Raw genomic sequence first — 13,842 nt, forward strand, 5'->3', positions numbered from 1 at the left:
GTGCCCAGCTTCGTCGCCACCTCGCCGGACGAGGTCATCCCCTGGGTGACCCGCGCGGTCGAGGAGGAGCGCCTCTGCCCGGGGCGCCACCCCGCCGGCCGGCGCTCAGGCGGTGACCGCCGGCTCGTCGTCGCGCCGCTGGTCGGCACCGTCGTCCGGGCGGTGGTCGTGGCCCTCGGCCGCCGGGCGCGCCGGCCGGGGGAACCACTCCACCGGCGACCGCCCGTCGCCGGCGGCCTGGCCGCCGCCCGGGGCGGGCTGCCGGTCGTCGCCCGGCCCCCACACCCCGGCGCCGGTCCGCCCCGCCCCCGCGGTGAGTCCCCACCCGGCGTCCGGGGCGGCCTCGTCGGTGCTCGTCCGCCCGGCGTCCGGCCCGGCTTCCCCCTGCCCAGCGTCCGGCGCGGCGTCCGCCCGCGCCACGGCCGGCTCGGCGTCGTCGCCGGCGCCCGTCCGTCCAGCCACCACGGTGGCCGGATCGGCCGGCCCGTCGTCCACCGCGCTGGTCGCCGCGGTCGGCCGCTCGGCCTCCGGCGCCGCCGTGGTGACCGCCGCCCCGCCATTCTCCGAGGCGGCCGGCTCCGCCGCGGTCGGGTCCGCGGCGATCGGGTCCGGGGCGATCGGGTCCGGGGCGGCCGGCCGCGCGGCGGCGTCGCCGGGGCGCGCCGCCACCACCGGGTACTCGGCGGTCTCGGTGCCGCCCGCGGCCGCCGCCATCACCGCCGCAGCGGCCAGGTCGGCCACCCGCTTCGCCTCGCGGCGCACCCGGGCACGGACCTCCCGGGCGTGCAGTTCGGCGGCCTCGGCCGCCTCCCGGGCCGCGTCCAGCCGGGCCGCCTCGTCGGTCAGTTCCCGCTGCACCTCGCTGAGCCGCCGCTGCAGCTGCACCAGCTCCCGCTCCGCGCCCGCGCAGTCCTGGCGGGCCCGGGTGAGCTGCTGCTGGGCGTTCTCCAGTTCGGCGCGGAGCTGAGCCAGCGCCTGCCGCCGCTCGGTGATCTCCTGCTGGACGGCGGCGAGCTGTTCGGAGTGCGCCGCGTCCTGTTCGTCGGCGCGTTCGCGCAGCTCGGTGGCGTACTGCTGCGACTCGGCGATGAGTGACGCCAGCTCCTCCTCGACCGCCGCGCGCTGGTCGGCCAGCTCCTGCTCGACCGCGGCGCGCCGTTCGGTGAGCTCCCGCTCCACGCCGGCCCGCCACTGGGTCAGCTCCTGCTGACCGCGGGCACGGGCCGCCTGGACCTCCTGCTGGATCTGGGTACGGGCGGCCTTGGTCAGCGCCTCGGCGGCGTTGCGGGCCTGCTCGACCTGCTGCGCGCTCTGCTCGTTGAGCCGCTGCGCCTCCTGCATCGCGCGCTGGTGGGCGGCCTCGCCCTCGGCCCGGGCCTGCTCGGCGGCCGCCCGGATCTCGGCCAGCTCCGACTCGGCCGCCGCCTGCCGTTCCGCGTACGCCTGTTCCTGCTCGGCGCGGCGGGCGGTGGTCTCCTCCTCCAGCGTCTTCATCGCCTCGGTGACCCGCTCCCGGGCCGCGGCCAGCACCGACTCGGCCTCGGCCCGCAGCTCCCCGGCGCGCTGCTCGGCAGCGCCGGTGATCGCCTCGGCCTGCTTCTCGGCGAGCCCGAGGATCTGCTCGACCATCGGCCCGAGGTCGCTGAAGGCGGCCCGCTCCGGCTGTGCGGGGCGCTGGCGCAACTCGGTCAGCTCGGCGCGGAGCCGCTGCAGCTGGGCGTCGAGCGTCCGGATCTCGGCGGTGGCCTGTTCCCGTTCGGCGGTCAGCGCCGCGAGCCGGTCCTCGACCCGCTCGACGTAGCGGTCCACCTGCCGCTTGTCGTAGCCGCGCAGGGCGGTCTCGAAGCCCGGCCGCCCGGCCGACTCGTCGCGCACCGGGTGCGGCTCTTCGCCGTTGGACATGCGCCATCCTCCGTACGATCCCGAGCGGTTTCGCCGACGGCTGCCCGCCCACCGGCGACGAATGTGGCGCAACGCTACCGCCGTCCGGTGCGGCCCGCGGTCCCGCCCCACCCACCTCGCCGCGCCGCTCGCCCGGGTTCGGCCACTGTGAGGTTCGGGCGACAGAGTGTGACTGGCATCACGTTCCACCTTCATGCATTGGACTGCATGAACTTGCAGTGGGCGTTCATGATTGCTAGCGTTGTTGCATAGTCATGCGGGGGTGAGTATGGGTATCCGAGTTTCGGTCGCCGGAGCCAGCGGCTACGCCGGCGGCGAGCTGCTCCGCCTGGTGGCCGGGCACCCGGAGTTCGAGCTGGTCGCGGCCACCGCGCACAGCCAGGCCGGGCACCGGGTCGACGCCGTCCACCCGCAGCTCGCCGGGCTCGACCTGGTGCTCGCCGAGACCGACCCGGCGACGCTGGCCGACGCGGACCTGGTCTTCCTGGCACTGCCGCACGGTGAGTCGGCGGCGCTGGCCAGCCAGCTTCCGGACGAGGTGCGGGTGGTCGACCTCGGCGCCGATCACCGGCTCGCCGACCCGTACGACTGGGCGCAGTACTACGGCGGCACCCACGCCGGCCGGTGGACCTACGGCCTGCCGGAGCTGCCCGGGCAGCGGGCCGCGATCGCCGGCGCCACCCGGGTGGCCAACACCGGCTGCTACGCGGCCGCCATCACGCTGGCGCTGGCTCCGCTGATCGCCGCCGGTGCCGCCGAGCCCGCCGACGTGGTCGTGGTGGCCGCCTCCGGCACCTCAGGCGCCGGGAAGGCGGCCAAGCCGCACCTGCTCGGCAGCGAGGTGATGGGCGACCTGTCGCCCTACCGGGTCGGCACCCACCAGCACGTGCCGGAGATCAAGCAGGCCACGGGCGCCACCAGCCTCTCCTTCACCCCGGTCCTCGCGCCGATGCCGCGCGGCATCCTGGCCACCGTCACCGCCGTGCCGGCGCGCGGGGTCGACCCTCAGGCGGTGCTCGCCGAGGCGTACGCGGACGCGCCGTTCGTGCACGTGCTGCCGGAGGGGCGCTGGCCGCACACCGCGGCCACCCTCGGCTCCAACTCCTGCCACCTGCAGGCCACCGTCGACGTCGACTCCCGCCGCCTGGTCGTGGTCAGCGCGCTGGACAACCTCGGCAAGGGCGCCGCCGGTCAGGCCGTGCAGTGCGCCAACCTGATGCTCGGCCTGCCCGAGACCACCGGCCTGTCCGTCTGGGGGGTAGCGCCATGACCGTCACCGTTCCCCGTGGGTTCCGGGCCGCCGGTGTCGCGGCCGGGCTGAAGGCCAGCGGCGCCAGTGACGTGGCGCTGGTGGTCAACGACGGCCCGGACGCCGGGGTGGCCGGGGTGTTCACCGCCAACCGGGTCAAGGCCGCACCGGTGCTCTGGACCCAGCAGGTGGTCCGCGGCGGGGTGGTCCGCGCCGTGGTGCTCAACTCCGGCGGCGCCAACGCCTGCACCGGGCCCGCCGGCTTCCAGGACACCCACACCACCGCCGAACACACCGCCGGCGCGCTCAGCGCCGCCAACGCCCGGCTGATGCTGGGCGCCGGCGAGGTGGCGGTCTGCTCCACCGGCCTGATCGGCGAGCGGCTGCCCATGGCCGCGCTGCTCTCCGGCGTGAACAAGGCGGTGCGCGGGCTGTCCCGCGACGGCGGTGCCCCCGCCGCCGAGGCCATCATGACCACCGACACCCGGCCGAAGACCGCGGTGGCCCGGGGCAGCGGCTGGACCGTCGGCGGGATGGCCAAGGGCGCCGGCATGCTGGCCCCCGGGCTGGCCACCATGCTCTGCGTGCTGACCACCGACGCGGTGGCCGGGCCGGAGGTGCTCGACGCCGCGCTGCGCGAGGCGTGCCGGGTCACCTTCGACCGGGTCGACTCCGACGGCTGCATGTCCACCAACGACACGGTGCTGCTGCTGGCCAGCGGCGCCAGCGGCATCACCCCCGGCGCGGCCGAGCTGACCGCGGCGGTCACCGCGGCCGCCCACGACCTGGCCCAGCAACTCGTCGCCGACGCCGAGGGCGCCACCAAGCAGATCGCCGTCGAGGTGGTCGGCGCGGCCAGCGAGGACGACGCGGTCGAGGTCGGCCGGGCGGTGGCCCGCAACAACCTGGTCAAGACCGCGCTGTTCGGCAACGACCCGAACTGGGGCCGGATCCTCGCCGCCGTCGGCACCACCGCCGCCGCCTTCGAACCGGACGGGATCGACGTCGCGGTCAACGAGGTCTGGGTGTGCCGCTCCGGCGCCGCCGCCGAGGACCGGTCGAAGGTCGACCTCAGCGGGCGGGACGTCACCATCCGGATCGACCTGCACGCCGGCGACGCCGCGGCCACCGTCTGGACCAACGACCTCTCCCACGCGTACGTGCACGAGAACTCGGCCTACTCGACATGAGCCTCACCACCGACCTCACCCGCGCCCAGGCCAAGGCCGCCACGCTGATCGAGGCGCTGCCCTGGCTGGCCCGCTTCTCCGGCTCCACCGTCGTGGTCAAGTACGGCGGCAACGCCATGGTCGACCCCGAGTTGCAACGCGCCTTCGCCGCGGACATGGTCTTCCTCCGCTACGCCGGCCTGAAGCCGGTCGTGGTGCACGGCGGCGGGCCGCAGATCTCCGCCATGCTCGGCCGGCTCGGCATCGACAGCGAGTTCCGCGGCGGCCTGCGGGTCACCACCCCGGAGGCGATGGACGTGGTCCGGATGGTGCTGGTCGGCCAGGTCGGCCGGGAACTGGTCGGGCTGATCAACGCGCACGGCCCGTTCGCGGTCGGCCTCTCCGGCGAGGACGCCGGGCTGTTCACCGCGGTGCGCCGGCCCGCGTACGTCGACGGCCAGCCGGTGGACGTCGGGCAGGTCGGCGACGTGGAGTCGGTCGACGTCTCGGCGGTCACCGACCTGATCGCGGCCGGCCGGATCCCGGTCATCTCCACCGTCGCCCCGGACGCCGACGGCGTGCTGCACAACCTCAACGCCGACACCGCCGCCGCCGCGCTCGCGGTCGCCCTGGCCGCGCGCAAGCTGGTCGTCCTCACCGACGTGCCCGGCCTCTACGCCGACTGGCCGGACACCGACAGCCTGGTCTCCGAGATCAGCACCGACGAACTGGCGAAGCTGCTGCCGCGCCTGGAGTCGGGGATGGTCCCCAAGATGGAGGCCTGCCTGCGCGCGGTGCGGCAGGGGGTGCCCGCCGCGCACGTCGTCGACGGCCGGGTCGCCCACTCCACCCTGCTCGAGGTCTTCACCTCGGAGGGGTTCGGCACCATGGTCGTCGACGCGGAGGGTGCGGGAGCGGAGCGGCCAGGCCCCGCGGTCGCGAACAAGGAAGGGTCCGTGCCGTCATGAGCACCCTCGTCGAGCGCTGGTCGCAGGCCATGATGGACAACTACGGCACACCGCCGCTGGCCCTGGTCGCCGGCTCCGGCGCGGTCGTGGTCGACGAGGCCGGCCGGGAGTACGTCGACCTGGTCGGCGGGATCGCGGTGAACGCCCTCGGCCACGCCCACCCGGCCGTGGTGGCCGCCGTGTCCAAGCAGGTCGCGACGCTCGGGCACGTCTCCAACCTCTATGTCGCCGAGCCGCCGGTGGCCCTCGCGGAGCTGCTGCTGGCGCTCGCCGGCCGCCCCGGCCGGGTCTTCTTCGCCAACTCCGGCGCGGAGGCCAACGAGGCGGCGTTCAAGCTGTCCCGGCTCACCGGCCGCACCCACGTGGTCGCCACCCGGGGCGGTTTCCACGGCCGCACCATGGGCGCGCTGGCGCTCACCGGCCAGCCGGCCAAGGCCGACCCGTTCCGGCCGCTGCCCGGCGAGGTCACCCACGTCGACTACGGCGACGTCGCCGCGCTGGAGGCGGCGGTCACCGACGCCACCGCGATGGTCATCCTGGAGCCGATCCAGGGCGAGAACGGCGTGGTCGTCCCCCCGGCCGGCTACCTGGCCGCCGCCCGGCGGATCACCGCCCGGCACGGCGCGCTGCTGGTCCTCGACGAGGTGCAGACCGGCATCGGGCGCACCGGGCACTGGTTCGCCCACCAGGCCGAGGGCGTCGAGCCGGACGTGGTCACCCTGGCCAAGGGGCTCGGCGGCGGGCTGCCCCTCGGCGCCTGCCTGGCCTTCGGCCGGGCCGCCGACCTGCTCAGCCCGGGCTCGCACGGCACCACCTTCGGCGGCAACCCGGTCAGCTGCGCGGCCGCGTTGGCGGTGGTGAGCACCATCGCCGGCGAAGGGCTGCTCGACCACGTCAAGCGGGTCGGCGAGCGGCTGCGCCGGGGCGTCGAGGCGCTCGGCCACCCGCTGGTGGGCGCGGTGCGCGGCGCCGGCCTGCTGCTCGGCGTGGTGCTCACCGCCCCGGTGGCGGCGGTGCTGGCCGAGGCGCTGCGGGAGACCGGCTTCCTGGTCAACCCGGTGCAACCCGGCGTGGTCCGGCTCGCCCCGCCGCTGATCCTCACCGCCGCCCAGGTCGACGCGTTCCTGGCCGCGCTGCCCGCCGCCCTGGGCGCCACCGCCCCCGCCGCCGCCGGCGCGACAGCCCCGACCGTTCCCACCACTGGCGCGACCGCCCCGACGGCGACCGTCCCGACCGCGGCGCCGGCCGCCGTCCCCACCCCGACCGCCCCGGAGACGACCCCATGAGCCCCCGGCACTTCCTGCGTGACGACGACCTGACCCCCGCCGAGCAGTCGGCGGTGCTGGACCTGGCCGCGCGGATGAAGGTGGACCGGTTCGCCTACCGGCCGCTGGCCGGGCCACGGTCGGTGGCGGTGCTCTTCGACAAGCAGAGCCTGCGCACCCGGATCTCCTTCGACGCCGGCATCGCCGAACTGGGCGGACATCCGCTGGTGGTGGACACCCAGGTCACCCACTTCGGCCGGGGCGAGACCCTCGCCGACGCCGGGCGGGTGCTGTCCCGCTACGTCGCGGCGATCGTGCTGCGGACCCACGGTGACGACCGGATCGCCGAGGTGGCCGCCGGGGCGAGCGTGCCGGTGGTCAACGCGCTCACCGACGGCTTCCACCCCTGCCAGCTCCTGGCCGACCTGCTCACCGTCCGGGAGCGGTGTGGCGGCACCGCCGGGCGCACGCTGGCGTACCTCGGCGACGGGGCCAACAACATGGCCCACTCGTACCTGCTGGCCGGGGCGACCGCCGGGATGCACGTACGGGTGGCCGGCCCGGCCGGCTTCGCCCCCGACTCCGCGGTGGTGGCCCGGGCCGCCGCGATCGCCGCCGGCACCGGCGGCTCGGTGAACGTGCTGACCGACCCGGCCGAGGCGGTCAAGGACGCCGACGTGCTGGCCACCGACACCTGGACCTCGATGGGCCAGGAGGACGACGGGCTGGACCGGATCACCCCGTTCCGGCCGTACCAGGTCAACGCCGAACTGCTCGGCCAGGCCGCCCCGGACGCGATCGTGCTGCACTGCCTGCCCGCGCACCGGGGCGAGGAGATCACCGACGAGGTGCTCGACGGCCCGTGCAGCGCCGTCTTCGACCAGGCGGAGAATCGGCTGCACGCCCAGAAGGCGCTGCTCACGTTCCTCCTCGATGCCGCGACCGCGGCACCCGACGCGGCGGCGCCGGGCGCCACCGCGACCAGGGAGAACCGATGACCGCCCCGCTGACCCGCGCCGCCCGGCACGCCCGCATCGTCGAGCTGATCCGCGACAAGGCGATCCACTCGCAGACCGAACTGGCCGACCTGCTCGTCGGCGACGGCATCCAGGTCACCCAGGCCACCCTCTCCCGGGACCTCAAGGAGCTGGGGGCGGTCACGGTCCGCGGCGGCGACGGGCGGGCCGTCTACCTGATCCCGGAGGACGGCCAGCGGCCGCTGCGCGAGGCCGAGGCCGCTCCGGCCCGGTTGGTGCGGCTGCTGCGCGAGCTGCTCAACGGGGTCGACCACAGCGGCAACATCGCCGTGCTGCGCACCCCGCCGGGCGCGGCGCACTACCTGGCCAGCGCGGTGGACCGAGCGGGTCTGCCCGAGGTCGTCGGCACCATCGCCGGCGACGACACCATCCTCGTCGTGGCCCGCGAGGGCGTCGGCGGGGCCGCGCTCGGCGAGAAGCTCGCCGGCTGGGCCCGCCGGGATGAGAACGTTGAAGGGAGCACCACACCATGACCGAGCGGGTCGTCCTGGCGTACTCCGGAGGGCTGGACACCTCCGTCGCCATCCCGTACCTGGCCGAGCAGACCGGCGCCGAGGTGATCGCGGTGGCGGTCGACGTCGGGCAGGGTGGCGAGGACCTCGACGTCATCCGCCAGCGCGCGCTGGACTGCGGCGCGGTGGAGTCCGAGGTGGTCGACGCGCGCGACGAGTTCGCCGCCGAGTACTGCCTGCCGGCGATCCGAGCCAACGCCCTCTACATGGACCGCTACCCGCTGGTCTCCGCGCTGTCCCGGCCGCTGATCGTCAAGCACCTGGTCACGGCCGCGAAGAAGTACGGCGGCACGATCGTGTCGCACGGCTGCACCGGCAAGGGCAACGACCAGGTCCGCTTCGAGGTCGGCCTGGGCGCGCTCGCGCCAGACCTGAAGATCATCGCGCCGGCCCGGGACTTCGCCTGGACCCGGGACAAGGCGATCGCCTTCGCCGAGGAGAAGGGCCTGCCGATCGACGTGTCGGCGAAGTCGCCGTACTCGATCGACCAGAACCTGTGGGGCCGCGCGGTGGAGACCGGCTTCCTCGAGGACATCTGGAACGGCCCCATCGAGGACCTCTACTCGTACACCTCGGACCCGGCCCAGGAGCGCGACCCCGACGAGGTGGTGATCACCTTCGATGCCGGCGTGCCGGTCGCCGTGGACGGCGAGACGGTCACCCCGTACCAGGCGATCCTGGAGCTCAACCGGCGCGCCGGCGCCCAGGGCGTCGGCCGGCTCGACATGGTCGAGGACCGGCTGGTCGGCATCAAGAGCCGCGAGGTGTACGAGGCGCCGGGCGCGATCGCGCTGATCACCGCTCACCAGGAGCTGGAGGCGGTCACGGTCGAGCGCGACCTGGCCCGGTTCAAGCGCAGCGTGGACCAGCGCTGGGGCGAGCTGGTCTACGACGGCCTGTGGTTCTCGCCGCTGAAGCGGTCGCTGGACGCGTTCATCGACGACGCCCAGCAGCACGTCTCCGGCGAGGTGCGGCTCACCCTGCACGGCGGCCGGGCCACCGTGACCGGCCGGCGCTCCGAGGCCAGCCTCTACGACTTCGGCCTGGCCACCTACGACACCGGCGACACCTTCGACCAGTCCCTCGCCAAGGGCTTCGTGCAGCTGTGGGGCCTGCCGAGCAGGATGGCGGCGGCCCGGGACGCCCGGCTGGGTGGCGCCTGATCGTGGGTGCGCGCGCGAGGAGTGAAGGAGCGCAGCGGGTGAGCCCCGCAGTCGGGAGCGAAAGGTGAGCGCTGCCACAATGGGTGGGGTGGACGACAAGAGCCTGACCGAGAACAGCGCCGCCACCAACCGCACCAGCCTGTGGGGCGGCCGGTTCGCCGGCGGCCCCGCCGAGGCCCTGGCCCGGCTGTCGGTGAGCGTGCAGTTCGACTGGCGGCTGGCGCCGTACGACATCGCCGGCTCCCGGGCACACGCCCGGGTCCTGGCCGGCGCCGGCCTGCTCGACCCGGAGGAACTGGGCCGGATCCTGGCCGCCCTGGACGACCTGGAGGCGGCCTGCGCCTCCGGGGAGTTCCGCCCCACGGTGGACGACGAGGACGTGCACACCGCGCTGGAGCGCGGCCTGCTGGAGCGGCTGGGCAGCCTCGGCGGCAAGCTGCGTGCCGGCCGGTCGCGCAACGACCAGGTCGCCACGGACCTGCGGCTCTACCTGCGCGACCATGCCCGGGGCGTGGCCGCCCGGCTGGTCGAACTGGCCGAGGCGCTGGTCGAGCAGGCCGAGCGGCACGTGGACACCGCCGCCCCCGGCATGACCCACCTCCAGCACGCCCAGCCGGTCACCTTCGGGCACTGGCTGCTCGCGCACGTCCAGCCGCTGCTGCGGGACCTGGAGCGGCTGCGCGACTGGGACCACCGAACGGCGGTCAGCCCGCTCGGCGCGGGCGCGCTGGCCGGCTCCGGCCTGCCGCTGGACCCGGTCGCCGTCGCGAAGGAGCTGGGTTTCCGCACGTCCTTCGCCAACTCGATGGACGCCGTGGCCGACCGGGACTTCGTCGCCGAGTTTCTCTTCGTCACCGCGATGATCGGCGTGCACCTGTCCCGCCTCGGCGAGGAGGTGGTGCTCTGGACCTCGCAGGAGTTTGGCTGGGTCGAGCTGGACGACGCCTTCGCCACCGGCTCGTCGATCATGCCGCAGAAGAAGAACGCGGACATCGCCGAGCTGGCCCGGGGCAAGTCCGGTCGCCTGGTCGGCGGGCTGATGAGCGTGCTCACCATGCTCAAGGGCCTGCCGATGACCTACGACCGGGACATGCAGGAGGACAAGGAGCCGGCCTTCGACGCGGTCGACACCCTCGAACTGCTGCTCCCGGCGCTCGCCGGGATGATCTCCACGATGACCGTCCGGGTGGACCGGCTGGTCGCGTCCGCGCCGGTCGGGTTCTCGCTGGCCACCGAGGTGGCCGACTGGCTGGTCCGCAGGGGCGTGCCGTTCCGCGACGCGCACGAGATCACCGGCCGGCTGGTGGCGCTCTGCGTGGCCCGGGACTGCGCGCTCGACGAGGTCTCCGACGCCGACCTGGCCGCGGTGAGCGAGCACCTCGACCCGTCGGTGCGCGACGTGCTCTCGGTCCGTTCCGCGCTCGCGGCCCGGACCACGCCCGGCTCCACCGGCCCCGGGCCGGTCGCCGACCAGCTCGCCGCCGCTGCGGACAAGCTGGCCGGCTGGCGGGAGTGGGCCGCCGAGCGCGTCGTCCCGCGCTGAGTCCACGCGACGTCAGGGGAACTGCCGCCTCAGTGCTCGCCGAGTGGCGGTTCCCCGGACGTACGTGGCGGGGCGCGGCCGGCCCGGCGTCCGGCCCGGGTCAGGCCGTCGGCCGCTCCCGCTTCGGCAGCTTCGCCACCACCGCGTCGTACGACGCGTCGACCGCCTCGGTCAGCTCCTCGTCGTCGATCCCGCCGTCCAGCCGCAGCGTGTTCCAGCCGGACCGGCCGATGTAGGGCATCACCCGGGCGTCGTCCGGGTGCCGGTGCAGCCACTCGTCGGCCACCTCCCGGCTCGGGCCGCACTTCACCCCGATCGTCGGCGGGTTGGCCGGCGAGCCGAGGAACGCGAAGATCCGGCTGCCCACCTTGACCACCTCGTCGCCCTCCCACGGCTGGTCCAGCCAGGCACCCGGCTTCGCCAGGCAGTACGCCAGCATCTCGGCCCGCTCCATCGCCCCTCCCGCCGCTCGGTCCCCGGCACGTCCGCCCCAGTCTCCCCGACGCACCGGCACATCCGCCGTACCCGTCGCCGACCCGCTGATCGGATGTCGCCGGGCAGGGCCGGCGCCCGCTCCACAGCGGACGATCGGGTCAGTCGCCGGCGGCGGTGCGGGCGGAGAGGCGTTCGAAGCGTTGCTTGGCCGCCTGGGCACTGCCGAGGCCGAGGCCGTAGGCGATCGCCTGCCAGGTCAGGCCGCGGCCGCGGGCCAGGGTCAGCAGGCCGGCCTCCAGCGCGTCGACCTCGGCGCGCAGGTGCGGGAGCAGGGTGAGCGCCGCGGTGAGGTCGCCGTCGTCGACCGGCTCCTCGCCCGGCTCCGGCTCGGCGCCGCCGGCCGCCAGCGCGGTCACCAGCGCGATCGCTTCGTACGGGTCCGGCAGGTAGGGGTTGGTGTGCCGCCGGCGGCGCGCGTCGGTGCCGGCGTGCCGCTCGGCGATCCGGTGCAGGGCGGCGTAGGTGCGCTCGGCGCGGGCGCGGCCGGCGTCGGGCGCGGTGAAGACGTCCTCGGTCATGCCCCGACCCCATCACATCAACGGGACGTTTTCAACAGACTATTTAAGTGGGGGTCCATCAGGCCGGAGCGCCTCGGCCGACGCGCCCGGTCGCGGGCCGAGCCGGGGCCGGGCGGCAGCGTCCGGCGGCCGGTGTGCCGGCCGGATAGGGTCGGACCCGTGGTGGCGCACCCCGACCGACGGCCGGCGGACCTCGCCGAGCCGGCCGACGTGGCCGAGCCGGCCGGGCTCGCCGATCTCGCCGACCTGCTCGCCGGTCCGGTGCTGCCGGCGGCCCGCGGGCTGCTCGGCTGCCGGCTGACCGCCGGCGGGGTGACCGTCCGGATCACCGAGGTCGAGGCGTACGCGGGGACGGCCGGCGATCCCGCCTCGCACGCCCATCGCGGGCGCACCCCGCGCAACGCGGTCATGTTCGGCCCGGCCGGGCACGCCTACGTCTACTTCACCTACGGCATGCACTGGTGCGTGAACGTGGTCACCGGACCGGTGGGAGAGGCGGCCGCCGTGCTGCTGCGCGCCGGCGAGGTGGTCGACGGGCTGGCCGTGGCCCGGGCCCGGCGCCCCGCCGTACGCCGGGACGTCGACCTGGCCCGCGGGCCGGCCCGGCTCTGCGCGGCGCTCGGCATCGACCGCTCGGCCTACGGCACCCACCTGCTCGGTGACGGGCCGGTCCGGCTGCGTCCGGGCGACGCCCCGGTGCCGGCCGAGGCGGTCGCCGCCGGGCCGCGGGTGGGGGTGACCGGCGCGCACGACGTGCCCTGGCGGTTCTGGATCGCCGGCGACCCGACGGTGAGCGCCTACCGCCGACACGTGCCGCGCACCCGCCGCTGACCCCGCGAAGCCGGCCGCCGGCGGCGCGCTCTGGCAATTCTGTCGGAGGGTGTGGTCATAATCACGCCGCACGCGCTCGCCGACGAGACGGAGGACAGCGGCGATGGCCACACTGCTCGCGATCGGGACGGCGAAGGGTCTCTTCCTCGCCACCAGCACGGACGACCGGCGCAGCTGGGAGGTGAGCGGCCCGCACTTCCCGATGACCGGCGTCTACGCGGTAGCCATCGACACCCGGCGGGGCACGCCCCGGCTGCTGGCCGGCACCACCAGCTCGCACTTCGGCCCCAGCGTCGCCAGCAGCGACGACCTCGGCGCCTCCTGGCGGGAGCCGGACGAGGCGCCGGTGGCCTTCCCGGCCGACACCGGCGCCACCCTGGGCCGGGTCTGGCAGCTCACCCCGGCCGGCGCCGACCAGCCCGACGTGGTCTGGGCCGGCACCGAGCCGTCCGCGCTGTTCCGCTCCACCGACGGCGGGATCACTTACCAGCTGGTCCGCGCGCTCTGGGAGCACCCGCACCGCGAGCAGTGGGGCGCGGGCTTCGGCGGCCAGGCGGTGCACACCGTGCTGCCGCATCCCACCGACGCCGACCGGCTCCTGGTGGCGATGTCCACCGGTGGTGTCTACCGGTCGACCGATGGCGGTGCCAGCTGGGCGCCGGGCAACACCGGCATCCGGGCCTACTTCCTGCCCGACGAGTGGCCCGAGTTCGGGCAGTGCGTGCACAAGGTCGCCCGGGACGCCGGCAGCCCCGACCGGCTCTACGCGCAGAACCACCACGGCGTCTACCGCTCCGACGACGACGGGCACACCTGGTCGTCGATCGCCGACGGCCTGCCCAGCGACTTCGGCTTCCCGATCGTGAGCCTGCCCGGCCGCCCCGACTCGGTCTTCACCTTCCCGCTCGCCGCCGACAGCGAGCGCTTCCCGGTCGACCGGCGCTGCCGGGTGTTCCGCTCGTCCGACGCCGGCGCCACCTGGCAGCCGGCGAGCACCGGCCTGCCGGAGGGGCCGTTCTATCCGGCGGTGCTGCGCGACGCGATGTGCGCCGACGACGCCACCCCCGGCGGGGTCTACTTCGGCACCCGCTCCGGCGAGGTCTACGCCAGCCGCGACGAGGGCGACTCCTGGTCCCGGGTGGCCGCGCACCTGCCCGACGTGCTCTGCGTCCGGGCCGCGGAGGTGTGAC

The 13,842-nt window shown here is 75.3% G+C and carries 13 protein-coding genes; 10 read left to right on the forward strand and 3 right to left on the reverse strand.

The features are described from left to right. Window positions 1-105: 105 nt before the first annotated feature. On the reverse strand, window positions 106-1,902 hold the full coding sequence (locus FHX32_RS32230) for a DivIVA domain-containing protein (protein WP_208419630.1): 1,797 nt from the start codon (window positions 1,900-1,902) through the stop codon (window positions 106-108). A 268-nt stretch (window positions 1,903-2,170) separates the two neighbouring features. Between FHX32_RS32230 and argC the strand changes: the two genes are divergently transcribed. The 8 genes from argC (at window position 2,171) to argH (ending at window position 10,808) form a co-directional block, all read left to right on the forward strand. Then, window positions 2,171-3,172, forward strand: coding sequence for an N-acetyl-gamma-glutamyl-phosphate reductase (gene argC / locus FHX32_RS32235; protein ID WP_167192213.1), 1,002 nt, complete (start codon window positions 2,171-2,173; stop codon window positions 3,170-3,172). Further along, complete coding sequence (argJ, locus tag FHX32_RS32240) at window positions 3,169-4,341, forward strand: bifunctional glutamate N-acetyltransferase/amino-acid acetyltransferase ArgJ (protein ID WP_167191638.1); 1,173 nt, start codon at window positions 3,169-3,171, stop codon at window positions 4,339-4,341. The genes argC and argJ overlap by 4 nt, the downstream gene beginning before the upstream one ends. After that, a complete protein-coding gene (gene argB, locus FHX32_RS32245) occupies window positions 4,338-5,288 on the forward strand; it encodes an acetylglutamate kinase (protein WP_167191640.1) in 951 nt (316 codons plus the stop codon). Before argJ ends, argB begins: the two co-directional genes overlap by 4 nt. Next, window positions 5,285-6,574, forward strand: a complete 1,290-nt coding sequence (locus FHX32_RS32250; protein ID WP_167191642.1) for an acetylornithine transaminase — start codon at window positions 5,285-5,287, stop codon at window positions 6,572-6,574. The genes argB and FHX32_RS32250 overlap by 4 nt, the downstream gene beginning before the upstream one ends. Continuing rightward, entirely contained in the window at window positions 6,571-7,551 is a 981-nt protein-coding gene (argF, locus tag FHX32_RS32255) for an ornithine carbamoyltransferase (RefSeq protein ID WP_167191644.1), read from the forward strand. The genes FHX32_RS32250 and argF overlap by 4 nt, the downstream gene beginning before the upstream one ends. Further along, the gene (locus FHX32_RS32260) at window positions 7,548-8,063 is read left to right on the forward strand and encodes an arginine repressor (protein WP_167191646.1); all 516 of its coding nucleotides are present in this window, start codon (window positions 7,548-7,550) and stop codon (window positions 8,061-8,063) included. Before argF ends, FHX32_RS32260 begins: the two co-directional genes overlap by 4 nt. Further along, the gene (locus FHX32_RS32265; RefSeq protein WP_167191648.1) at window positions 8,060-9,265 is read left to right on the forward strand and encodes an argininosuccinate synthase; all 1,206 of its coding nucleotides are present in this window, start codon (window positions 8,060-8,062) and stop codon (window positions 9,263-9,265) included. Before FHX32_RS32260 ends, FHX32_RS32265 begins: the two co-directional genes overlap by 4 nt. Window positions 9,266-9,344: 79 nt before the next feature. Beyond that, window positions 9,345-10,808 (forward strand): argininosuccinate lyase, encoded by a 1,464-nt coding sequence (gene argH / locus FHX32_RS32270; RefSeq protein WP_167192215.1) that lies wholly within the window; start codon window positions 9,345-9,347, stop codon window positions 10,806-10,808. A 100-nt stretch (window positions 10,809-10,908) separates the two neighbouring features. On the opposite strand, the gene FHX32_RS32275 is transcribed toward argH, so the two are convergent. Further along, a complete protein-coding gene (locus tag FHX32_RS32275; protein WP_167191650.1) occupies window positions 10,909-11,262 on the reverse strand; it encodes an MmcQ/YjbR family DNA-binding protein in 354 nt (117 codons plus the stop codon). 139 nt (window positions 11,263-11,401) lie between these two features. Continuing rightward, window positions 11,402-11,821: a DNA-binding protein gene (locus FHX32_RS32280; protein WP_167191652.1), complete on the reverse strand. Its 420-nt coding sequence runs from the start codon at window positions 11,819-11,821 to the stop codon at window positions 11,402-11,404. 210 nt (window positions 11,822-12,031) lie between these two features. Between FHX32_RS32280 and FHX32_RS32285 the strand changes: the two genes are divergently transcribed. Continuing rightward, window positions 12,032-12,652, forward strand: a complete 621-nt coding sequence (locus FHX32_RS32285) for a DNA-3-methyladenine glycosylase (protein WP_167192217.1) — start codon at window positions 12,032-12,034, stop codon at window positions 12,650-12,652. A gap of 103 nt (window positions 12,653-12,755) precedes the next feature. Continuing rightward, window positions 12,756-13,841 carry an exo-alpha-sialidase gene (locus FHX32_RS32290; protein ID WP_167191654.1) on the forward strand — a complete coding sequence of 362 codons (1,086 nt, stop codon included), beginning with the start codon at window positions 12,756-12,758 and terminating at the stop codon, window positions 13,839-13,841. The last annotated feature ends 1 nt before the right edge of the window (window position 13,842 follow it).

Source organism: Micromonospora sp. CNZ280, from assembly GCF_011759515.1.